The organism is Pseudomonas sp. PA27(2017) (assembly GCF_001945445.1).
GTDB lineage: Bacteria > Pseudomonadota > Gammaproteobacteria > Pseudomonadales > Pseudomonadaceae > Aquipseudomonas.
The window spans coordinates 38,644-57,893 of record NZ_MSXW01000011.1; the positions used below are offsets into that span (position 1 = coordinate 38,644).

The 19,250-nt window shown below is 63.3% G+C and carries 23 protein-coding genes and 1 pseudogene; 16 read left to right on the forward strand and 8 right to left on the reverse strand.

Translation table 11 applies throughout. The annotated features are described in order from the left end of the window. Positions 1-88: 88 nt before the first annotated feature. Complete coding sequence (locus BVH06_RS04865; protein ID WP_075931874.1) at positions 89-736, reverse strand: YecA family protein; 648 nt, start codon at positions 734-736, stop codon at positions 89-91. A 183-nt stretch (positions 737-919) separates the two neighbouring features. Between BVH06_RS04865 and BVH06_RS04870 the strand changes: the two genes are divergently transcribed. Then, positions 920-2,923, forward strand: a complete 2,004-nt coding sequence (locus tag BVH06_RS04870) for a U32 family peptidase (RefSeq protein ID WP_075933394.1) — start codon at positions 920-922, stop codon at positions 2,921-2,923. Between the two features lie 24 nt (positions 2,924-2,947). Here the strand turns inward: BVH06_RS04870 and BVH06_RS04875 are convergent, their stop codons facing one another. Further along, the gene (locus tag BVH06_RS04875; protein ID WP_075933395.1) at positions 2,948-3,847 is read right to left on the reverse strand and encodes a DMT family transporter; all 900 of its coding nucleotides are present in this window, start codon (positions 3,845-3,847) and stop codon (positions 2,948-2,950) included. Positions 3,848-3,977: 130 nt separating this feature from the next. Between BVH06_RS04875 and BVH06_RS04880 the strand changes: the two genes are divergently transcribed. Then, entirely contained in the window at positions 3,978-4,415 is a 438-nt protein-coding gene (locus BVH06_RS04880) for an Lrp/AsnC family transcriptional regulator (protein WP_075933396.1), read from the forward strand. A gap of 36 nt (positions 4,416-4,451) precedes the next feature. Here the strand turns inward: BVH06_RS04880 and BVH06_RS26220 are convergent, their stop codons facing one another. Both BVH06_RS26220 and BVH06_RS26225 read right to left on the reverse strand, forming a co-directional pair. After that, positions 4,452-5,009, reverse strand: coding sequence for a methyl-accepting chemotaxis protein (locus BVH06_RS26220; protein WP_371915266.1), 558 nt, complete (start codon positions 5,007-5,009; stop codon positions 4,452-4,454). Next, positions 4,989-5,870: pseudogene (locus BVH06_RS26225) on the reverse strand (PAS domain-containing protein); the annotation flags it as partial. The pseudogene BVH06_RS26225 and the gene BVH06_RS26220, both read right to left, overlap by 21 nt. Here BVH06_RS26225 and BVH06_RS25700 point away from each other — a divergent pair. The 6 genes from BVH06_RS25700 (at position 5,764) to BVH06_RS04910 (ending at position 8,745) form a co-directional block, all read left to right on the forward strand. Further along, positions 5,764-6,171, forward strand: a complete 408-nt coding sequence (locus BVH06_RS25700) for a hypothetical protein (protein WP_168172885.1) — start codon at positions 5,764-5,766, stop codon at positions 6,169-6,171. The pseudogene BVH06_RS26225 and the gene BVH06_RS25700 sit on opposite strands and share 107 nt — an antisense overlap. Then, positions 6,168-6,776 (forward strand): hypothetical protein, encoded by a 609-nt coding sequence (locus BVH06_RS04890; protein WP_075933397.1) that lies wholly within the window; start codon positions 6,168-6,170, stop codon positions 6,774-6,776. Before BVH06_RS25700 ends, BVH06_RS04890 begins: the two co-directional genes overlap by 4 nt. A 14-nt stretch (positions 6,777-6,790) precedes the next feature. Further along, positions 6,791-7,369 carry a hypothetical protein gene (locus BVH06_RS04895; RefSeq protein ID WP_075931880.1) on the forward strand — a complete coding sequence of 193 codons (579 nt, stop codon included), beginning with the start codon at positions 6,791-6,793 and terminating at the stop codon, positions 7,367-7,369. Between the two features lie 67 nt (positions 7,370-7,436). Next, positions 7,437-7,922 (forward strand): hypothetical protein, encoded by a 486-nt coding sequence (locus BVH06_RS04900; protein WP_075931881.1) that lies wholly within the window; start codon positions 7,437-7,439, stop codon positions 7,920-7,922. 48 nt (positions 7,923-7,970) lie between these two features. Then, positions 7,971-8,396 carry a thiol-disulfide oxidoreductase DCC family protein gene (locus tag BVH06_RS04905; protein ID WP_075933398.1) on the forward strand — a complete coding sequence of 142 codons (426 nt, stop codon included), beginning with the start codon at positions 7,971-7,973 and terminating at the stop codon, positions 8,394-8,396. Then, on the forward strand, positions 8,389-8,745 hold the full coding sequence (locus tag BVH06_RS04910) for a DoxX-like family protein (protein ID WP_075931883.1): 357 nt from the start codon (positions 8,389-8,391) through the stop codon (positions 8,743-8,745). The genes BVH06_RS04905 and BVH06_RS04910 overlap by 8 nt, the downstream gene beginning before the upstream one ends. A 7-nt stretch (positions 8,746-8,752) precedes the next feature. On the opposite strand, the gene BVH06_RS04915 is transcribed toward BVH06_RS04910, so the two are convergent. Together BVH06_RS04915 and BVH06_RS04920 are read right to left on the reverse strand one after the other, a co-directional pair. Beyond that, a complete protein-coding gene (locus BVH06_RS04915) occupies positions 8,753-9,337 on the reverse strand; it encodes a DUF4157 domain-containing protein (protein ID WP_075933399.1) in 585 nt (194 codons plus the stop codon). A gap of 83 nt (positions 9,338-9,420) precedes the next feature. Further along, on the reverse strand, positions 9,421-9,726 hold the full coding sequence (locus BVH06_RS04920) for a putative quinol monooxygenase (protein WP_075933454.1): 306 nt from the start codon (positions 9,724-9,726) through the stop codon (positions 9,421-9,423). Between the two features lie 153 nt (positions 9,727-9,879). Here BVH06_RS04920 and BVH06_RS04925 point away from each other — a divergent pair, with 153 nt between their 5' ends. Together BVH06_RS04925 and BVH06_RS04930 are read left to right on the forward strand one after the other, a co-directional pair. Further along, positions 9,880-10,467, forward strand: coding sequence for an NAD(P)H-dependent oxidoreductase (locus BVH06_RS04925; RefSeq protein ID WP_075933400.1), 588 nt, complete (start codon positions 9,880-9,882; stop codon positions 10,465-10,467). Between the two features lie 66 nt (positions 10,468-10,533). Then, positions 10,534-11,079 (forward strand): GNAT family N-acetyltransferase, encoded by a 546-nt coding sequence (locus tag BVH06_RS04930; RefSeq protein WP_075933401.1) that lies wholly within the window; start codon positions 10,534-10,536, stop codon positions 11,077-11,079. Between the two features lie 17 nt (positions 11,080-11,096). Here BVH06_RS04930 and BVH06_RS04935 read toward each other — a convergent pair whose 3' ends face one another. Both BVH06_RS04935 and BVH06_RS04940 read right to left on the reverse strand, forming a co-directional pair. Then, positions 11,097-12,287 (reverse strand): sugar transporter, encoded by a 1,191-nt coding sequence (locus BVH06_RS04935; protein ID WP_075931887.1) that lies wholly within the window; start codon positions 12,285-12,287, stop codon positions 11,097-11,099. A gap of 494 nt (positions 12,288-12,781) precedes the next feature. Further along, a complete protein-coding gene (locus tag BVH06_RS04940) occupies positions 12,782-13,498 on the reverse strand; it encodes a UTRA domain-containing protein (RefSeq protein WP_075931888.1) in 717 nt (238 codons plus the stop codon). Positions 13,499-13,792: 294 nt separating this feature from the next. Between BVH06_RS04940 and BVH06_RS04945 the strand changes: the two genes are divergently transcribed. The 6 genes from BVH06_RS04945 (at position 13,793) to BVH06_RS04970 (ending at position 19,037) form a co-directional block, all read left to right on the forward strand. Further along, positions 13,793-14,851: an ABC transporter substrate-binding protein gene (locus BVH06_RS04945; RefSeq protein ID WP_027904654.1), complete on the forward strand. Its 1,059-nt coding sequence runs from the start codon at positions 13,793-13,795 to the stop codon at positions 14,849-14,851. Positions 14,852-14,965: 114 nt separating this feature from the next. Next, positions 14,966-15,772, forward strand: coding sequence for an alkaline phosphatase family protein (locus tag BVH06_RS04950; protein WP_075933402.1), 807 nt, complete (start codon positions 14,966-14,968; stop codon positions 15,770-15,772). Then, positions 15,769-16,617 carry an ABC transporter permease subunit gene (locus BVH06_RS04955; RefSeq protein WP_075933403.1) on the forward strand — a complete coding sequence of 283 codons (849 nt, stop codon included), beginning with the start codon at positions 15,769-15,771 and terminating at the stop codon, positions 16,615-16,617. Before BVH06_RS04950 ends, BVH06_RS04955 begins: the two co-directional genes overlap by 4 nt. Beyond that, complete coding sequence (locus BVH06_RS04960) at positions 16,604-17,401, forward strand: ABC transporter permease (RefSeq protein ID WP_075933404.1); 798 nt, start codon at positions 16,604-16,606, stop codon at positions 17,399-17,401. Before BVH06_RS04955 ends, BVH06_RS04960 begins: the two co-directional genes overlap by 14 nt. Then, positions 17,398-18,384 (forward strand): ABC transporter ATP-binding protein, encoded by a 987-nt coding sequence (locus BVH06_RS04965; protein WP_075933405.1) that lies wholly within the window; start codon positions 17,398-17,400, stop codon positions 18,382-18,384. The genes BVH06_RS04960 and BVH06_RS04965 overlap by 4 nt, the downstream gene beginning before the upstream one ends. After that, entirely contained in the window at positions 18,384-19,037 is a 654-nt protein-coding gene (locus tag BVH06_RS04970) for an HAD family phosphatase (RefSeq protein WP_075933406.1), read from the forward strand. The genes BVH06_RS04965 and BVH06_RS04970 overlap by 1 nt, the downstream gene beginning before the upstream one ends. Positions 19,038-19,250: the final 213 nt, after the last annotated feature.

Genomic DNA, 19,250 nt, shown 5'->3' on the forward strand with positions numbered 1-19,250 from the left:
TGGCGTCACGGCGGGCCCCATCCGAGCGGCCCGCCTTGCAGCATTCCTTCCCCTGGTATCGCAGCGCTCAATACGGGCTACATATCGCTCACGCGTTCATGCAGCACTGCTTGTACTTCTTGCCACTGCCACAGGTGCATGGGTCGTTACGGCCAACCTTCGCCTCGTCGCGGCGAACCGGCAGCACCGGTTCTAGGTGCTGCTGCCAGTAGTCGTAAAGTGCCAGGGCCGCTGGCTCGACGGTGGCGACCGAGGCGTCGTATTGCCCATCGGACATGGCGTTGAGCGTATCCACGCCCTCTTCGCTGCCGTGCAGGGTGATGTTCGCCAGTGCTGTCTGCTGCGCCTCGGGCAGCTCGGCATCGATCCAGCCCGCCACCTGGGCGCCGCGCAGATAACCGGCGCACCACTGCGAGACGATGAGTTTCTCGCCCTGGCCATTGTCGTCGGCCAGGAAGATGGCCTCGTAGTCGTCCGGCTCCTCGCCGAGCATGTAGGCGGCTTCGCTCATCAGCTCGACAGCCAGCTTGGTGAAGCGCTCGCCTTCCTTGTCATTGGCCCATTTGGGCAACTGCTCGGCCCAGATGTGCGGATACCAGATGCCGGGATCGATCTGCCGAGGCCCGGACACGATGGCCGCGAAATAACCGTCCAGTTCGCTGGCGGAAAGAATCGAGTCGTCGTTGCCATACTTGAGCAACAACTGATCGAGTTTTTCGAGCCCTCTGTTATCCATCGCAAACGCCCTCCGAAAAAAGGCCGCTACTTTCCCACAGATGGCCGGCCGCCGACAGCCTGACCAGCCGTCCGGCACATCACGGGTGCCGAGGCGGCTATGGCCCGGTACAATGCGCGCCAAACCGTGCCCCAGAGGAACGCTGCAGCGCCTGCAGCCCCTCGCTGCCTATAAAGAAAAACCATGTCCTTGCCCAAGAACCATCTGGAACTGCTCAGCCCTGCCCGCGATGTCGAGATCGCTCGCGAGGCCATTCTGCATGGCGCCGACGCCGTTTATATCGGCGGCCCGAGCTTCGGTGCCCGGCACAACGCCTGCAACGAGGTGGCCGATATCGCCAGGCTGGTGGAGTTCGCCCGTCGCTATCACGCACGCATTTTCACCACCATCAACACCATCCTGCATGACGACGAGCTGGAGCCGGCGCGCACGCTGATCCACCAGCTCTACGACGCGGGCGTGGACGCGCTGATCGTGCAGGATCTCGGCGTGCTGGACCTGGACATTCCGCCGATCGAGCTGCATGCCAGCACCCAGACCGACATCCGCACCCTGGGCCGCGCAAAATTCCTCGACCAGGCCGGCTTCTCCCAGCTGGTGCTCGCCCGCGAGCTGAACCTGCAGGAAATCCGCGCTATCGCCGATGAAACCGATGCTGCCATCGAGTTCTTCATTCACGGCGCGCTGTGCGTGGCGTTCTCCGGCCAATGCAACATCTCCCACGCCCAGACCGGGCGCAGCGCCAACCGCGGCGACTGCTCCCAGGCGTGCCGCCTGCCCTACACCCTCAAGGATGAAAAAGGCGGCGTGATCGCCTACGAGAAACACCTGCTGTCCATGAAGGACAACAACCAGAGCGCCAACCTGCGCGCCCTGGTCGAGGCCGGCGTGCGCTCGTTCAAGATCGAGGGTCGCTACAAGGACGTGGCCTACGTGAAGAACATCACCGCCCACTACCGCCGCGAGCTCGACGCGATTCTCGAAGACCGCCCGGACCTGGCCCGCGCCTCCAGCGGCCACACCGCGCACTTCTTCGTGCCCGATCCGGACAAGACCTTCCACCGCGGCAGCACCGATTACTTCGTCACCGAGCGCAAGGTGGACATCGGCGCCTTCGACTCGCCGACCTTCACCGGGCTTTCCGTCGGCCATGTCGAGAAGGTGAACAAGCGCGACCTGATCGCCGTCACCTTCGAACCGCTGTCCAACGGCGATGGCCTCAACGTGTTGGTCAAACGCGAGGTCGTCGGCTTCCGCGCCAACATCGCCGAGCTGAAAGGCGAGTTCGAGGAAGATGGCGAGAAGCGCTATCGCTACCGCGTCGAGCCCAACGAGATGCCCGAAGGGCTGTTCCGTCTGCGCCCCAATCATCCGCTGTCGCGCAACCTCGACCATAACTGGCAGCAGGCGTTGCAGAAGACCTCGGCAGAACGACGCATCGGCGTGAGCTGGAAAGCCGAGCTGCGCGAAGAGCGCCTCAGCCTGACCGCCACCAGCGAGGAAGGCATCAGCGCCAACGTCAGCTTGGACGGCCCCTTCGGCGCGGCCAACAAGCCAGAGCAGGCGCTCGATGGCCTGCGTGACCTGCTGACCCAGTTGGGCACCACCATCTACCACGCCCAAGGCGTCGCCCTCGATGCACCGCAGGCATTCTTCGTGCCCAACTCGCAGCTGAAAAGCCTGCGGCGCGAGGCCATCGAGGCGCTGACCGCGGCCCGCGTCGCCGCGCACCCACGTGGTGGGCGCAAGGCCGAGAGCAACCCGCCGCCGGTGTACCCGGAATCGCACCTGTCGTTCCTGGCCAACGTCTACAACCACAAGGCCCGCGAGTTCTATCACCGCCACGGCGTGCAACTGATCGACGCCGCCTACGAGGCCCACGAAGAAGAAGGCGAAGTGCCGGTGATGATCACCAAGCACTGCCTGCGCTTCTCCTTCAACCTGTGCCCCAAACAGGCCAAGGGCGTCACTGGCGTGAAGACCAAGGTCGCGCCGATGCAACTGGTACATGGCGATGAAGTGCTGACCCTGAAGTTCGATTGCAAGCCGTGCGAGATGCACGTGATCGGCAAGATGAAGGGCCACATCCTCGACCTGCCCCAACCCGGCAGCGCCGCCACCCAGGTAGTCGGTCACATCAGCCCGGAAGACCTGCTGAAAACGGCGCGGCGCCAGGCGCCGCACTGAGGCAGATGGCGCGAGCGTCAGCCTTCACTGGCTGACGCTTCGCCACCTCCAGGCGCGCAAACTCCACCCCTGCTGCATCCCCGCCGCCGCCAGCAGGATGGCCGCAACGCCCAGCCACTGTAGCGCACTGAGCTGGTGGTCGAAGGCGATCCAGTCGACGGCAATCGCCGCGATCGGGTAGATGAAGGACAGCGCGCCGGTCAGCGCCGTGGGCAGCTTCTGAATGGCGCCGTAGAGCAGCACGTACATGCCGCCGGTATGCACCACGCCCAGGGTGAGCAGGATCGACCAGGTCTGCTGGCCCAGAGGCAGCGTGGTGAAGTCGGCCAGCGGCGCCAGCATCAGCACGCCAACGCTCACCTGGATCAGCGCGATCAGGTGCGGCGGAACGCCCTTGAGCTTCTTGATGATCAGTGCAGCCACGGCGTACAGAAAGGCCGCGCCCAGGGCGAAGGCGATGCCCGTCAGGTAGTCGCCGCCGCCCTGCCCGGCGCTGCCGTGGGCGCTGACGATGGCCAGCATGCCGAGAAACGAGATCGACAGCCAGGCGAGCTTCTGCAGAGTGAGTTTTTCGCCGAGAAACAACGCCGCCAGAATCACCAGCATGAATGGCTGGACGTTGTAGACCGCGGTGCCGATGGCGATCGAGGCGCGGGAATAGGAGGCGAACAGCAGCAGCCAGTTGCCGACGATGGCCACCCCGCTGACCACCGCCAGCATCGCCGTATAGCGGCTGAGCAGACCCGGGCGCAGAAAGCCCAGCATGGCGCAAACCACCAGCAGGGTCAGCGCACCGAACACGCAGCGCCAGAACACCACCTCGAGTACCGGCAGGCCGGCGAGCAGAACGAACCAGCCGATGGTGCCGGAAATGAGCATGGCGGCGACCATTTCCAGCGTGCCTCTATGAATCTGCTTGTCCATCATCGTGCTCCTTGAGTGAGGCACAAATTATGGCAATCGGCGCAGCAGTGCTCCATGGCGAAAGGCAGGCAAAAGAAGCCATCCGGCTTTACTATCAAGGCCAAAACGCATAGTTGCCTTTGGAGCCAACATGATCGATGAAATCGACCAGCAACTGATCATCGCCCTGACCGAAGACTCGCGTCGCTCGCTGAAAGCGCTGGCGCAGATCAGCGGCCTGTCCTCGCCAAGCGTGGCGGAGCGGCTGCGCAAGCTCGAAGATAAAGGGGTGTTGAAAGGCTACGGCGTGGACATCGACCCACGCGCCTTCGGCTACCAGCTGCAGGCGATCGTGCGCATCCGCCCGCTACCCGGCCAGTTGCATGAGGTGGAACGGCAGATCCAGGCCACGCCGCAATTCACCGAATGCGACAAGGTCACTGGCGAGGACTGCTTCATCGCCCGCCTTCACGTGCGCTCGATGGAGCAGCTGGACGAGATACTCGATCACATCAACGTCTACGCCCTGACCAACACCGCCATCGTCAAGAAGACCACGGTAAAACGACGGCTGCCGCCGATGGCGTGATCAAAATGGCGAGATGGCTCGCCATCGTCCCCGGCTTCACTTCAACTGGCTGGCAAAACGCTCTACCGCACCGAGCACCTGCTTGGCGCCCTGACGAATCTCGACGATCACCTCGCCCGCCTGATTGGCCAGCTCCAGGCCGGCTTCCGCCTGCTGCCGGCTGCTGGCCATATCGCGCACGGTGGTGTCGACCAGCTTCTGGTTTTCCTGAACTACACCAACGATCTCCTCGGTAGCCTTGCTGGTGCGGCTGGCCAGCTGCCGAACCTCATCGGCGACCACCGCAAACCCCCGCCCCTGCTCGCCGGCACGCGCTGCCTCGATCGCGGCGTTGAGCGCCAGCAGGTTGGTCTGCTGGGCGATGCTGCCGATGGTCTGCACCATGGTGCTGATCAGCACCGACTGCTTGCCCAGCGCCTCGATCCCTTCGGAGGCCGAGCCCATCTGTTCGGAGATGCGCTGCATGGTCTGCACCGTATCGGTGACCACCTGTGCGCCGCGCTGGGCGGTGGTGTCGGTCTGCTGGGAAATGCCATAGGCGATTCCCGCCGCATCGTTGACCTCTTCCTCGCGGTTGACCTGATCGGTGATCACGGTGGCGAACTTGACCACCTTGTAGAGCTTGTCCTGGGTGTCGTGGACCGGGTTGTAGGTCGCCTCCAGCCAGACCACATGGCCGTGGCTGTCGATGCGCTTGAAGCGCCCTGCCACGAACTCGCCACGATTGAGGCGCTCCCAGAACTGCTTGTACTCGGGCGAATGGGTTTCCTGGGAATCGCAGAACATGCTGTGGTGCTTGCCCTTGATGCGATCCAGGCTGTAGCCCATGCCGTGCAGGAACTGGTCGTTGGCAGTCAGTACGTTGCCAGCCAGATCGAACTCGATCACCGCCGTGGAACGCAGCAAGGCATTGATGAAATCCTCGTTTTCCCGCGCACGGTTCATGCTTTCGGTGACCTCGGTACCGAAGCACTGCGCGCGGCGCACCTTGCCACTTTCGTCGACAACCGGCTGCCAGCAGGCCTGGATCCACACCAGGGCACCATCGGCGCGGGTGAACCGGTAGCGATCGCTGACCGAACGCCCGGTACGCACCGCCTCGCTTAGTTTCTTGAAGCACGGCAGGTTCTTCACGTACGCCGGCACGATGTCGCTCATCGGCCGGTTGGCCAACTGCTCGGGGGCGTGGCCGATGAAACGTGAGAAGTTGGCGTTGGCCTCGATGATTCGAAAATCGGGATCGATGGTCAGCGTGATCATCTCGTTATCGATGCCTTTGTACAGCTGTCGGAGCAGCGACAGTTCGGCATCCTTGGCCTGCAGTTCTTTCTTGAGGTGACTACCGAACATGCTCTTTCTCCAAAAAGCAACGATGTGGAAGGTCATCGGCTGCCCTGCCGATTTGTTGAGGGGCCGACCATCGGCGCAATTGGATGCCGATCTGCCATCAAGCATAGAAGGTAGGCACACGGTCATCGGGGTTTTGCGCTGGAAAATTGCCGCTCGCCGTCGGCGAAAAGTCGCGTACTCGAACAGACCAGAAACATACGGGCGAAGTTTGATAAAAAATAATTTGAAAACAGACAGTTACGTCAGAAACATCCCCACGGATTGGTACTGCCTCACAAAACCATCTGATCAGCGCTGGCCTTGTCTCTACGCGATGCCTAAGATGGCGCCCCGCTTGAAGGGGGAGCGCCGCGCTCTGCGAGCACGCCCGCGTTTCAACTCTCTGTTTTTCAAGGAAGAAGCATGAAAAAGCTGCTTTATCTCGGCACCCTTTCCCTATTGCTGATGCTGGCCGGTTGCGTGTCCATGGTACCGGCCGGCCCGATCGGCGACCCCGCGCAGAAAGCCACATCGACCCAACCGCGCGCCGCGATGATCGACGACGTGGTGATTACCGACCCCAAAGTACGTGAAGCCCTGCGCAAGACGCTCAGTGCCCAGTTCACCGCGCAGCTGGCTCGCCGTGTGGAGCGTGGCGAGTACTTCGAGGAAGTGATCAGTTTTCCCGCCACCCTCGGCAAGGACGACGTAGCACTCAAGTTCACCTTCACCTCGCTGAAAGCCAAACGTACACCGCACCCAGCCTACTTTCCCGGCGCCCTGCTGACGCTGACCGTGTGGATCTGGGTCAACGGCCCGATCTATGTCGACAAGTACGACGTCGCCGGCAACCTGCAGATCACCGATGCCCAGGGCAAGCTGCTCAGCAGTAGCGAGCAGGCCGTCAAGCTCAACCAGAACACCGGCCTGTGGGACAACGATTACTTCAACCCTTCGCTCGGCGCCGACCAGTTGAACCAGTTGGTCGAGCAATTGCTGCAAGACGCCACCGGCAAACTCGCCAAACCCTGACAAGGACGTAGCTCATGAAAAAGTTGTTTACCGCCATTCTCGCCACCGCCCTGCTCACGCTGACAGGTTGTGCGTCTTACTCGAATCACAGCCTGCCGGAGGTTGGCCAGTGGCCGTTGGCAGCACCCGCCGAAGCCAAACCCAGCGCGCAACTGAAGGTAGAGAGCGGCTACCTGTTCAATGACCAGAACCGGGCCGGTGGCTTCAATCAGGACAACCTGGAAAAGCTGCTGGTTAAGGAGTTCAAGGACAGCGGGCGCTTCAGTGCAGTGACCACCGCCAAGGAGCGCTCGGACGTCTATGTGAACGTGCGTGTGATCAATCATGAACGCGGCAGCATGGCCAGCGCATTCATAACCGGGTTCACGCTCTTCATCGTCCCTGGCCGCTTCAAGAACGAGTTCACCCTGCAAGCGCAGTTCAAGGACGCCGACGGCAAGGTGCTGGGAACGGTAGAGAAGAGCGAGACCGTCACCACCTGGATGCAATTGCTGCTGATCTTCGCCGTACCGTTCAATGAATCCTCGGATAACGTGCTGGTACAGCTGACCCGCAGCACCTTGGAAGAAGCTGCACGCCAGAAGCTCATCTGACATCCCGCGGGGCGCGCGATGGCTCGCCCCCACTGATGGACCGAACCATGCTTTCGAGGGAATGAAAATGGTGTACTACCCCAGGGAAGAGCAGCGTGACTTCCTGTTCACGCTGTCCTCGCTTTCGATCTGGATGATCCCGGCCTTCGCCTTCATCGCCTTTCTGGCGCAGAGCGGCGCGAGCATCGCGGTCATCAAACTGTGGTCGACCAGCGCAGAAGGCGTGGTCACCGCCGTGACCGCCATCGAGGGCAACAGCAGCGTCGAGCTTTACGAGTACAGTTTCCAGGCTGCAAACGGCACTCAGCTCAGCGGCTCGGCCGAACAGCGCCGGGCGCCGTCTACCCAGGCCTACCGCGAGGGCCAGCAAATCGAGATCGTGCAGTCTGCGCTGCTGCCACGCTTCTACCTGCCGCGAGATATCTACGAAAACAGCCGCATGAACTTCCTGGTGTTCTCGTTCTGCATCGCGGCAATTCTCCTGCTGCTCGCCGTATCGATCTACGCGCTGGTAAAACAGTGCTCCCACGCACGTGAAGATCTGCATTACTGATCCGCCAACTGGGTTACCCTGAGCCCGTCCTCGGCACGGAGCACATCCATGGCTTACCCACCCCACCTGCAGGCCGGTGATCGCGTCGTGCTGTTCGATGGCGTGTGCAAGCTGTGCAACGGCTGGAGCCGCTTTCTGATTCGCCATGACCGCGCCGGCAAACTCAAGCTGTGCAGTGTGCAGTCGCCTCAGGGCCAGGCGATTCTGGCGTGGTTCGGCATGCCGCTGGATCGCTTCGACACGCTCCTGTATGTCGAAGGCGACAAGGCCCTGCAACGCAGCGACGCCATTCTGGCCATCCTCGGCCAGTTGCCGGCACCCTGGCGCTGGGCGACGGTGGCACGCGTCATACCACGCCGCTTGCGCGACTGGATGTACGATCCCATCGCCCGCAATCGCTACCATCTGTTCGGTCGCCACGACTATTGCCAGGTGCCACGCCCAGAAGACCGCGAGCGTTTCCTGCATGACTGACGCCCGTCTGGCGCGCCTGACAGTGGCCGCGATCTTCATCTACCACGGGCTGGTGCCCAAGCTGCTGATGCGAGACGCCACCGAACTGCAGTTGCTCGATGCCCACGGCCTGCCACACGGTTTGCTGGCTATGGCGGGTGCCGGTGAATTGCTGCTGGGGCTGCTCATCGTCCTGCTGCACCGGCAGCGCTGGCCGCTCTACGTGGCGCAGGCTGCGTTGCTGGTGCTGCTGGTGGATGTGGCGATCTTCGCGCCAGCGCTGCTGACCCAGGCCTTCAATCCGCTGACGTTGAACCTCGCCGCGCTGGTGCTCGGCATGATCGCACTGCGCGGCAGGCCGCACGCCTAAGGCCGCATCACTGGCCGGCCTGCTCCCGTAGCAGCCGCGCGATCTCGGCCTGGCGACGGTAGGCCGGTGCCTCGACGGCGTTGAAGTCGCGGCTGTAGCGCGCCGCGAAGCCAGCCGTGCCCCACTCCCGATACTGTTGCACATGGAGCAGTTCATGGGCCCACAGCGCGGCGTCTTGCTCGGCCATCCGCGCATCGCGAAAGACGATGATGTCGATCAGGGTGACCGCCTGGATGTCCGGGTTCTGCATGACGTTTCGGGCGGCGCTCAGCTCGTCCAGATCCCCCACCTTGTAACGCACCGCATCGAGCAGTTCGGCGGCGTAGAACGGCAGCAGCTGCTGGCGAATCTGCGGCGGGATCGGCAGGGTGCCCTGGCGCGCCGCCGAATCGCGCGAACGCAGGATCCAGCCTTCCAGCGCGCCGGCGGTGATGGTGCCGGCGCGCTCCTGCATCGGCCCGAGCACGCCGTTAGGGTCCGGCACGCAAATGCAACCACCCAGGCACACCTGGGTTTCACCCGGCGCGCAGGCCAATGCGGCAGGCACCGGCAAAACCGTCAACAGCACATACAACAGAACGCGTTTGGACATGCGCCGCTCTCGATCGACCAAAGAGGCGACCATGGCGCCAGCCGCTACGAATGTCCAGCCCTGCCGCCGGGTAAAGCCGCTGTCTACGCGCCGGACGATGAAGAGCTGAGCATCTCGATTTCGCGGATATCGAAATCGCGACTCAGGTACTCCATGCGCCGCTCGTGAAAGTCGCGCATGTGCGGCAGCGCCGTGTGCACCGCCAGGTGCTCGCGGGACTGCCAGACCTCGAAGAAGATGAACAGGGTCGGATCCTTGGCATCGCGCAGCATGTGGTATTCGATGCAGCCAGACTCGGCACGGCTGGGCTCGACATAAGCGCGAAACAGTTGCTCGAAGGCATCGGCCCGCTCCGGGCGGGTATGGGCGTGAAGAATGAAGCCGTACATGGGGATCTCCGTGTTGAATACTGCTGCACCGTACCGCAGGTAAAAGCTGAGCATTCATGCATTCAAGGCAAAAGTAATTTGCCCTTGCCGGCATTTTTCGCCTGCGCGTGAAGCCGTAACCTAAGTTCATTCAATCAGTTACGGAGACGCCCCATGAAAAAGATCCTGCTCCTCAACGGCGGCAAACAATTCGCCCATTCCGACGGCCGCCTTAACCGCACGCTGCACGAAACCGCCGCCGCGTTTCTCGACCAGGCCGGTAGCGAATTCAAGACCACCGAGATCGACGCCGGCTATGACGTCGCCGAGGAAGTGCAGAAGATTCTCTGGGCCGATGTGGTGATCTACCAGATGCCGGGCTGGTGGATGGGTGCGCCGTGGATCGTCAAGAAGTACATCGACGAGGTGTTCACCGAAGGCCATGGCAGCCTTTACGCCAACGACGGCCGTACCCGCTCCGACGCCTCGCAGAAATATGGCAGCGGCGGCCTGATCCACGGCAAGCAGTACATGCTGTCGCTGACCTGGAACGCGCCGCAGCAGGCCTTCGACGACCCCAGTGATTTCTTCGAGGGCAAGGGCGTAGACGCGGTCTACTTCCCCTTCCACAAGTCCCAGCAGTTCCTGGGCATGAGCGCCCTGCCGACCTTCCTGTGCGTGGACGTGATGAAACGCCCGGATGTCGAGCGTGACGTGCAGCGCTACCGCGAACACCTGGCCCGCGTGCTGCAGAGCGCCTGACACGGCATGACAAACGGGGCCGCGACCGGCACTATCGGTCGCTCCGCCTCGCCATGGATTGCCCCAATGCCCCTCCCCAGCCTCCATACGCCACGCCTGCTGTTGCAGCCCCTGCAACTGGCAGACGCCGAGCAGATCCAGCCGCTGTTCGGCCAATGGGAGGTGGTGCGCTACCTCAATGCCCAAGTGCCCTGGCCCTACCCGGCCGATGGCGCGCTGGGCTACCTGCGTGATGTCGCCCTGCCCGCCATGGCTGCCGGCCAGGAATGGCACTGGACGCTACGGCCCATGGCCGAGCCCGAGCGGGTAATCGGTGTGGTCAGCCTGATGGATACGCCGGGCAACAACCGCGGCTTCTGGATAGCGCCAAGCTGGCAACGCCAGGGCCTGATGAGCGAGGCCTGCGTGGCGGTCAACCGCTACTGGTTCGAGGTGTTGCAGCGCCCGCTGATGGAGGTGCCCAAGGCGCTGGCCAACATCGCCTCGCAGCGGCTGTCCGAGCGCGAAGGCATGCGCCTGGTGGCGACCGGCGAGAGCGATTACGTGTGCGGCCGGTTGCCCTCCCAGACCTGGGCGCTCAGCCGCGAGGAATGGCTAAACCGGCAGACCTGAAATCTGCCGGTGCTGCATCACAGCGGCTGCGGCTTGAGCGGCCGGGAAAAGCGGTAGGTGGTCACCCCGCACAGCAGCAGGCCAGCGATGCCAAGTAGGCCGCCGACGATGCCCACATTGGCCACGCCCAATTGGCTGCTCACCAGGCTGCCGAGCAAGGCGCCACCGCCGATGCCGACGTTGAAGATGCCCGAGAACAGCGCCATGGCCACGTCGGTGGCGTCCGAGGCGAGGTTGAGCACCTTGGCCTGCAGTGCCAGGCCGAAGCACATCATGGCGACGCCCCAGATCACGCTCAGTGTGGCCAGCAAAGCGTGCTCGCGGGCCACCGGCAGCAGGAGCAGCATGCACAGGCTCAGCGTGCCGATCGCGGTGATCACGAACCCTCGTGGAAAGCGCGTGCTGTAACGGCTGAACAGAATCGAACCGATGATCCCCGCGCAGCCGAACAGCAACAGCAGCACGGTGACCATATCCGCCGCAATACCGGCGACTTCCAGCGCGAACGGCTCGATGTAGGTGTACGCGGTGAAGTGGGCGGTGATCACCAGGGCGGTAAGCACGTACACGGTGACCAGCGCCGGGCGCTTGAACAGCACCGGCAGGCTGCGCAACGAGCCGGAGTTCTGGCTCGGCAGCAGCGGCAGGCTCTTTATCAGGCACAGCACCACCACACCAGCCACCACGGCGATGGTGGTGAAGGTCGTGCGCCAGCCCAGCACTTCGCCGATCACCCGGCCCAGGGGAATGCCCAGCACCATGGCCAGCGCACTGCCGGTCGCCAGCAGGCCAAGGGCTTGCGCCTGTTTGCCTGGCGGCGCCACCCGCACCGCCAGGGACGCGGTGATCGCCCAGAACAGCGCGTGGGCCAGGGCGATGCCGATGCGGCTGATCACCAGCACGGTGAAATTCCAGGCGATGCCGGACAGCACATGGCTGGCGATGAACAGCACGAACACGAAGGCCAACAGCTTGCGCCGCTCGATATTGCGGGTCAGCAGCATCAGCGGCAACGAGGCCAACGCCACCACCCAGGCATAGATGGTCAGCATCAGGCCGACGCTGGCGGTGGTCATCTCGAAGCTGTGGCCGATCTGGCTCAGCAAGCCGACCGGCACGAACTCGGTGGTATTGAAGATGAAGGCGCCCAGCGCCAAGGCGATCACGCTCAGCCAGCTACCGCTGTGCGCTTGTTCCGGTGTGTTCATTCGGCTGATATCCGCCCTTGGGGAACGCCTCGGCTACAACGGCCAATCGCCCGAAGCCGGATGGCAACGAGCGCGGTAGGAAGCGAACGGAAAAAATGTAAACCCCATTCCTGACGAACACGCACACGGCAGCTCGCGCTCCCAATGGCGATGAACGCTGGGAGTGGCGATGCGGAGAGCGGAAAATTATAGGTATGGGATGGTCTGCGGCGGCGATTCTACGCGCGGCCTGGTGGCTGAACAATATGCTCGAGAAAGCGTTATTTGGATGGGCGACGGCCGGTCTTCAGAACGAGCATCGACTGTCGTTTACGAATATGGGGAGAGGCAGGTTCAAGGCAGAAGCAGCCACTAAAAACCAACCTATGGGAGCCCCGACCTCGGGGCGAAACGATTGCAGCCTAGTTACCTATCGGCGGCGCCTGAGCGAATCGCCGCGAGGTCGCGGCTTCCACAGAGGATCGGGTAACGGCCGCTCCCGCCACTCCCCTGCCCTAATCCGGCACTTCCACACTGATATGAATCGCATCATGGCGCCAGTACTCCAGGTCGCAGTCGATCAGCCGGCCATGCTGGTCGCGGTTGACCCGGGTGATGCGCAGTGCCGGGCTGCCGGCGGCGACCTTGAGCGCCGCAGCGGCATCGGCGTGCAGCGCGGTGGGTACCATGTCGAAGCGCACGCGGCCGTAGCGCACGTCGTATTCGCTGGCGTACAGCTCGGTCAGCGAACGGGTCAGGTCGAAGTCAAGAATGCCGGGAAAGTAACTTGGGTTCAGGTAATGCTCGACGTACAGCACCAGGCGCCCGTCGATGCGCCGCGCACGGCGGATCTGATAGACGCTCGACAGCCCCGACAGGCCCAGCACCTGGCAGATCTGCGCATTGGCCGGCATCAGCCGGGCGCTCAGCACTTCGGTGGCCGGCACCCGTCCCTGCTCGGCGACCATGGCATGGAAGTGGGTGCGCACCGATGGGTTGTAGGCCACCCGCGCGGGCGACACAAACCAGCCGCGGCGCTCCTCGCGGTACACCAGCCCCTGGGCCTCCAGCTGCCCCAACGCTTCACGCAGGGTAATGCGGGTGGTATCGAACAGCTCGCTCAGCCGGCGCTCGGCCGGCAGCTTGCAGCCGGCGAGCAACAAACCGTGTTCGATTTGCTCCTGCAACGCGCGGCAGATGGTGGTAACGGCCCGCGGCGTGTCATCGCGCATCACCTTGATTCCTTTTGGACTAGACCAGCCCTATTACGGGGCATGTCGCAGCCATCTGAGCGGCTGCCTCTGGCCCGGCAAGCCTAGGCACGCACCATGACCGGCAGATGACAGCCAGGCTGCAAGCAGGGCTCATGCCAGACAATTCAACGGCTTGAGCTGGTCTACGCTCTCTAGGCGCAACGCCGATGCCGGATGGCCGATCCCGTCGACACAAAACTGTCATTGGCAGCGCCTACATTGGCTTGGCTCTTGCTGATCTAGACCAACCTCTCAATGCAAAGGAGTTTCCCGATGAAACAACTGCTACTGGCATCGCTGATGGGCAGCGCCATCGCTCTGGCCTCCCACGCCATGGCCGCCGAGACGGATTTAACTGCACTGGAACAGGCCGCACGCAAAGAAGGCGCCGTGAACAGCGTCGGCATGCCGGACAGTTGGGCCAACTGGAAGGACACCTGGCAGGATCTGGCCGACAAGTACGGCCTCAAGCACATGGACACCGACATGAGCTCGGCCCAGGAAATCGCCAAGTTCGCGGCCGAGAAGGACAACGCCACCGCCGACATCGGTGACGTGGGCGCCGCATTCGGCCCCATCGCCGTGCAGCAGGGCGTGACCCAGCCCTACAAGCCGAGCACCTGGGACCAGGTACCCGAGTGGGCCAAGGACAAGGACGGCCACTGGGCGCTCGCCTACACCGGCTCGATCGCCTTCATCGTCAACAAGCAGCTGGTCAAGGACGTGCCGAAAAGCTGGGCCGACCTCAAAACCGGCAAGTACCGCGTGGCAATCGGCGACGTCAGCGCCGCCGCCCAGGCGGTCAACGGTGTGCTGGCCGCGGCCATCGCCAATGGCGGCGACGAAAAGAACATCCAGCCGGGCCTGGATTTCTTCGCCGAAATCGCCGAGCAGGGTCGCCTGTCGCTGGCCAACCCGACCATCCAGACCCTCGAGAAGGGTGAAGTGGAAGTCGGTATCGTCTGGGACTTCAACGGCCTGTCCTACCGCGACCAGATCGACCCGAACCGCTTCGAGGTGCTGATCCCGTCCGATGGTTCGGTGATCTCCGGCTACACCACCATCATCAACAAATACGCCAAGCACCCCAACGCCGCCAAGCTGACCCGCGAATACATCTTCAGCGATGCCGGGCAGATCAACCTGGCCAAGGGCAACGCCCGGCCGATTCGCGCCGAGCACCTGACCCTGCCGGCCGAGGTCCAGGCCAAGCTGCTGCCCAACGAACAGTACGCCAAGGTCAAGCCGATCAAGGATGCCGCCGCCTGGGAAGCGACCTCCAAGGCCCTGCCGCAGCAGTGGCAGGAAAACGTGATCATCAATATGGAGTGATCCAGGCGATCTGTAGCCCGGGTCGAGCGCAGCGACACCCGGGAAACCTGCCCTGGGTATCGCTTCGCTCAACCCAGGCTACGTCTCTACGTTTTTCTCAACCCAGGATCACCCATGCCGTCCAAGGTCATCCTCGTCCTGCTCGACGGCCTCAATTTCGAGGTCGCCCGGCATGCGCTCGGCCACCTGCAGGCCTATCGCGCCGCAGGCCGTGTCGCGCTGTACAAGCTCGAGTGCGAACTGCCGTCACTGTCGCGTCCGCTCTACGAGTGCATTCTTACTGGCGTCGCGCCCATCGACAGCGGCATCGTGCACAACAACGTGGTGCGCCTGAGCAGCGAGCGCAGCGTGTTCCATTACGCCCGCGCCGCCGGGCTGAGCACCGCGGCTGCCGCTTACCACTGGGTCAGCGAGCTGTACAACCGCGCGCCCTTCGTGGCCGCTCGTGATCGACATACCGTTGAGCCCGAGCTGCCGATCCAGCACGGGCACTTCTATTACGTCGACCATTACCCGGACTCGCACCTGTTCGACGATGCCGAGAGCCTGCGCCTCGCCCATGCGCCGGACTTCCTGCTGGTGCACCCGATGAACATCGACGACGCCGGCCACAAGCATGGCCTGGGCAGCAGCCAATACCGCAATGCCGCGCGCGTCGCCGACATCCTGCTGGCCAACTACCTGCAAGGCTGGCTGGACGCCGGTTACCAGGTGCTGGTGACGGCCGACCACGGCATGAACGACGACCGCTCCCACAACGGCCTGCTGCCCGAAGAGCGCGAAGTGCCGCTGTTCGTGCTCGGTGATGCCTTCAGCCTTAGCGAAGCCGCCGCGCCGAAGCAACTGGAGCTATGCGGCACGATCTGCGAGCTGCTCGGCGTGGCCCATGACAAACCTCTGTGCCGGGAGCTGCTGCGATGAGCGCCACCCACAAACCCCGCGGCAAATGGCTGGCAGCGCTGTGCCTGCTGCCCTTCGCGCTGTTCTTCTTCGCCTTTCAGGTCGCTCCGCTGATCTGGGTGGCGATCAACAGCCTCAACACCCCGGACGGCTGGGGGCTGGGCAATTTCGAGAAAGCCTTCGCCTCCAAGTTCTACATGCAGGCGGTCAAGCACAGCCTGCAGATCGCCTTCTGGTCGAGCGTGTTCGGCATGCTCATCGCCATCGTCGGCAGCTACTCGCTGCGCCAGGTGGACTCGAAACTGCGCGATTTCGTGATCGCCTTTTCCAACATGACCAGCAACTTCGCCGGCGTGCCCCTGGCCTTCGCCTTCATCATCCTCCTCGGTTTCAACGGCGCGCTGACCCTGCTGCTGATCCAGGCCGGGCTGATCGACAGCTTCAACCTGTACTCCAAGAACGGCCTGATCGTGCTTTACACCTACTTCCAGATTCCCCTCGGTGTGCTGCTGCTCTACCCAGCCTTCGACGCCCTGCGCCAGGACTGGCGCGAGTCCGCCGCGCTGCTCGGCGCTGGCACCTGGGCCTTCTGGCGGCATATCGGCCTGCCGGTGCTGACTCCGGCGCTGCTCGGCACCTTCGTGATCCTGCTGGCCAATGCCTTGGGCGCTTACGCCACGGTGTATTACCTGACCACCGGCAACTTCAACGTGCTGCCGATCCGCATCGCCGCGATGATTTCCGGGGACATTTCCCTCGACCCGAACATGGCCAGCGCCCTGGCGATGATCCTGGTCGGCCTGATGGCGGCGATCACCCTCGTCCATCAATTGCTGCTGAGGAGGAGCTACCATGTCCCGCGCTGATGCCCCAGCAGCCAGCCTTTACCACCGCGTGGTGGTCTGGCTGCTGTTCCTGATCCTGCTGCTGCCGCTGGCCGGCACCCTGCTCTACTCCCTGGCCACTAGCTGGTCGGCGACCATTCTGCCGGATGGCCTGACCTTCAAGTGGTACCTGGAGCTGTGGGGCGAGCCGCGCTTTCTCAAGGCTTTCGGCCAGTCGCTGCTGGTCTGCTTCGGCGCCCTGGCGCTGTCGGTGGTGCTGATCCTGCCGCTGCTGTTCGTGGTGCATTACCACTTCCCGAAACTCGACGCGGTGATGAACGTGCTGATCCTGCTGCCGTTCGCCGTGCCGCCGGTGGTGTCCGCCGTGGGCCTGCTGCAGCTCTACGGCTCCGGGCCGCTGGCAATGGTCGGCACGCCGTGGATCCTGATCGGCTGCTACTTCACCATTGCCCTGCCGTTCATGTACCGGGCCATCACCAACAACCTGCAGGCGATCAACCTGCGCGACCTGATGGACGCCGCCCACCTGCTCGGCGCCAGTACCTGGAAGGCCGCCTTTCTGGTGGTGCTGCCCAACCTGCGCAAGGGCCTGATGGTGTCGCTGTTCCTGTCGTTCAGCTTCCTGTTCGGCGAATTCGTGTTCGCCAACCTGCTGGTCGGCACGCGCTACGAAACCCTGCAGGTGTATCTGAACAACATGAAGAACAGCAGCGGCCACTTCAACAGCGCCCTGGTGATCTCCTACTTCTTTTTCGTCCTGGTGTTCACCTGGGCGGCCAATCGACTGAACAGGGACAAGGCATGAGCTTCCTGAGCATCCAGAACCTGCACAAAAGCTACGGCGGCACCGCGATTTTCAGCGACATCAACGCGGAGATCGAGCAAGGCGAATTCGTCACCCTGCTCGGCCCTTCGGGCTGCGGCAAATCCACCCTGCTGCGCTGCATCGCCGGCCTCACCGAGGTCAACGGCGGCAAGATCCTGCTCGGCGGCGAAGACCTGGTGCCGCTGTCGCCGCAAAAGCGCGGCATCGGCATGGTGTTCCAGAGCTACGCGCTGTTCCCCAACATGACCGCCGCGCAGAACGTGGCCTTCGGCCTGCGCATGCAGAAGGTCGGCAAGGAAGAATCCGCCGACCGCGTACAGGAAGCCCTGGCGATGGTCGAGCTGGGCGACTTCGCCGGCCGCTACCCGCATCAGCTGTCCGGCGGCCAGTGCCAGCGCGTCGCCCTGGCCCGTTCGCTGGTCACCCGCCCACGGCTACTGCTGCTCGACGAGCCGCTGTCGGCCCTCGATGCGCGTATTCGCAAGCACCTGCGCGAGCAGATCCGCAGCATTCAGCAGGAGCTTGGCCTGACCACGATTTTCGTCACCCACGATCAGGAAGAGGCGCTGGTGATGAGCGACCGCATCTTCCTGATGAACGCCGGGCGCATCGTCCAGAGCGGCGACGCGGAAACCCTTTACACCGCGCCGGCCGACGCCTTCGCCGCCGGTTTCATCGGCAACTACAACCTGCTCGACGCGCCCACCGCCAGCCGCCTGTTCGGCTATCCGGTCAGCAGCCAGGTGGCCATCCGCCCGGAAGCCATCGTGCTCGGCCAGGGCCCGATCAGCGCAATCATTCGCAGCCACGCCCTGCTCGGTAATATCATCCGCTACCGGGTGGACGCCGGCGGCGTGGAACTGCTGGTCGACGTGCTCAACCGCAGCGCCGACGACCTGCACGCCAACGGCCACCCCATCTCACTGGATATCGCGGCGCATGCCGTAAAAGAGGTAGCTTGATGGCCCTGGCAATTTTCGATCTCGACGAAACCCTGATCAACGGAGACTGCGCCAGCCTGTGGAGCGAACACATGGCTACGCTGGGCTGGGTCGACGGCGAGAGCTTCATCGCCAAGGATCACCAGCTGATGGCGCTGTACGCCGAAGGCAAGCTGGCCATGGAGGACTACATGAGCTTCAGCCTGTCGCCGCTGGTGGGGCGCACGCCGGAAGAAGTCGCCTTCGTGGTCGAGCCTTTCGTGGAAGACGTGATCGAGCCGATCTTCTACAGCGACGCCACCCGCTGCCTGGCCACCCACCGCGAGGCCGGCGACCGCATTCTGATCATCTCCGCCTCGGCGCACTTCCTGGTCAGCGCCATCGCCGAACGCCTCAAGGTCGACGAAGTGCTGGCCATCGATCTGCACGAGGAATACGGCCATTACAGCGGCAAGACCGAGGGTGTATTGACCTACCGCGAAGGCAAGGTCACCCGCCTGCACGCCTGGCTGGAAGAACACGGCGAAACGCTGGACGGCGCCTATTTCTACTCCGACTCACGCAACGACCTGCCGCTGCTGCAGCGGGTCGACAAACCTCACGCGGTCAACCCCGACCCGGTGCTGCGCGAGCATGCCGAACGTGAAGGTTGGCCGATCTTGAGCTGGAGTTGAGGCAGAGGTCGATAGCAGCAATGTGGCGGTAACGCCGTTCACGATCGTGGGAGGGGCTTTAGCCCCGGTCTCTTACGCCTAGCCTGGCAAAAGATCGAGGCTAAAGCGGAAAGCGGCCCGGCCTCTCCCACAAAAGCTCCGCTCACCGTCCACTCGCCGGTAGCTGCCTATCGTCACCGGCTGCACTCGGCCAGAAGCGGAGCTCCGTGTAGT

What these genes read in the sequence shown, in the direction of transcription:
- BVH06_RS04865 (WP_075931874.1), bottom strand. Translation starts at nt 736, where the DNA reads ATGGATAACAGAGGGCTCGAAAAACTCGATCAGTTGTTGCTCAAGTAT.
- BVH06_RS04870 (WP_075933394.1), top strand. Translation starts at nt 920, where the DNA reads ATGTCCTTGCCCAAGAACCATCTGGAACTGCTCAGCCCTGCCCGCGAT.
- BVH06_RS04875 (WP_075933395.1), bottom strand. Translation starts at nt 3,847, where the DNA reads ATGGACAAGCAGATTCATAGAGGCACGCTGGAAATGGTCGCCGCCATG.
- BVH06_RS04880 (WP_075933396.1), top strand. Translation starts at nt 3,978, where the DNA reads ATGATCGATGAAATCGACCAGCAACTGATCATCGCCCTGACCGAAGAC.
- BVH06_RS25700 (WP_168172885.1), top strand. Translation starts at nt 5,764, where the DNA reads ATGCTCTTTCTCCAAAAAGCAACGATGTGGAAGGTCATCGGCTGCCCT.
- BVH06_RS04890 (WP_075933397.1), top strand. Translation starts at nt 6,168, where the DNA reads ATGAAAAAGCTGCTTTATCTCGGCACCCTTTCCCTATTGCTGATGCTG.
- BVH06_RS04895 (WP_075931880.1), top strand. Translation starts at nt 6,791, where the DNA reads ATGAAAAAGTTGTTTACCGCCATTCTCGCCACCGCCCTGCTCACGCTG.
- BVH06_RS04900 (WP_075931881.1), top strand. Translation starts at nt 7,437, where the DNA reads ATGGTGTACTACCCCAGGGAAGAGCAGCGTGACTTCCTGTTCACGCTG.
- BVH06_RS04905 (WP_075933398.1), top strand. Translation starts at nt 7,971, where the DNA reads ATGGCTTACCCACCCCACCTGCAGGCCGGTGATCGCGTCGTGCTGTTC.
- BVH06_RS04910 (WP_075931883.1), top strand. Translation starts at nt 8,389, where the DNA reads ATGACTGACGCCCGTCTGGCGCGCCTGACAGTGGCCGCGATCTTCATC.
- BVH06_RS04915 (WP_075933399.1), bottom strand. Translation starts at nt 9,337, where the DNA reads ATGTCCAAACGCGTTCTGTTGTATGTGCTGTTGACGGTTTTGCCGGTG.
- BVH06_RS04920 (WP_075933454.1), bottom strand. Translation starts at nt 9,726, where the DNA reads ATGTACGGCTTCATTCTTCACGCCCATACCCGCCCGGAGCGGGCCGAT.
- BVH06_RS04925 (WP_075933400.1), top strand. Translation starts at nt 9,880, where the DNA reads ATGAAAAAGATCCTGCTCCTCAACGGCGGCAAACAATTCGCCCATTCC.
- BVH06_RS04930 (WP_075933401.1), top strand. Translation starts at nt 10,534, where the DNA reads ATGCCCCTCCCCAGCCTCCATACGCCACGCCTGCTGTTGCAGCCCCTG.
- BVH06_RS04935 (WP_075931887.1), bottom strand. Translation starts at nt 12,287, where the DNA reads ATGAACACACCGGAACAAGCGCACAGCGGTAGCTGGCTGAGCGTGATC.
- BVH06_RS04940 (WP_075931888.1), bottom strand. Translation starts at nt 13,498, where the DNA reads ATGCGCGATGACACGCCGCGGGCCGTTACCACCATCTGCCGCGCGTTG.
- BVH06_RS04945 (WP_027904654.1), top strand. Translation starts at nt 13,793, where the DNA reads ATGAAACAACTGCTACTGGCATCGCTGATGGGCAGCGCCATCGCTCTG.
- BVH06_RS04950 (WP_075933402.1), top strand. Translation starts at nt 14,966, where the DNA reads ATGCCGTCCAAGGTCATCCTCGTCCTGCTCGACGGCCTCAATTTCGAG.
- BVH06_RS04955 (WP_075933403.1), top strand. Translation starts at nt 15,769, where the DNA reads ATGAGCGCCACCCACAAACCCCGCGGCAAATGGCTGGCAGCGCTGTGC.
- BVH06_RS04960 (WP_075933404.1), top strand. Translation starts at nt 16,604, where the DNA reads ATGTCCCGCGCTGATGCCCCAGCAGCCAGCCTTTACCACCGCGTGGTG.
- BVH06_RS04965 (WP_075933405.1), top strand. Translation starts at nt 17,398, where the DNA reads ATGAGCTTCCTGAGCATCCAGAACCTGCACAAAAGCTACGGCGGCACC.
- BVH06_RS04970 (WP_075933406.1), top strand. Translation starts at nt 18,384, where the DNA reads ATGGCCCTGGCAATTTTCGATCTCGACGAAACCCTGATCAACGGAGAC.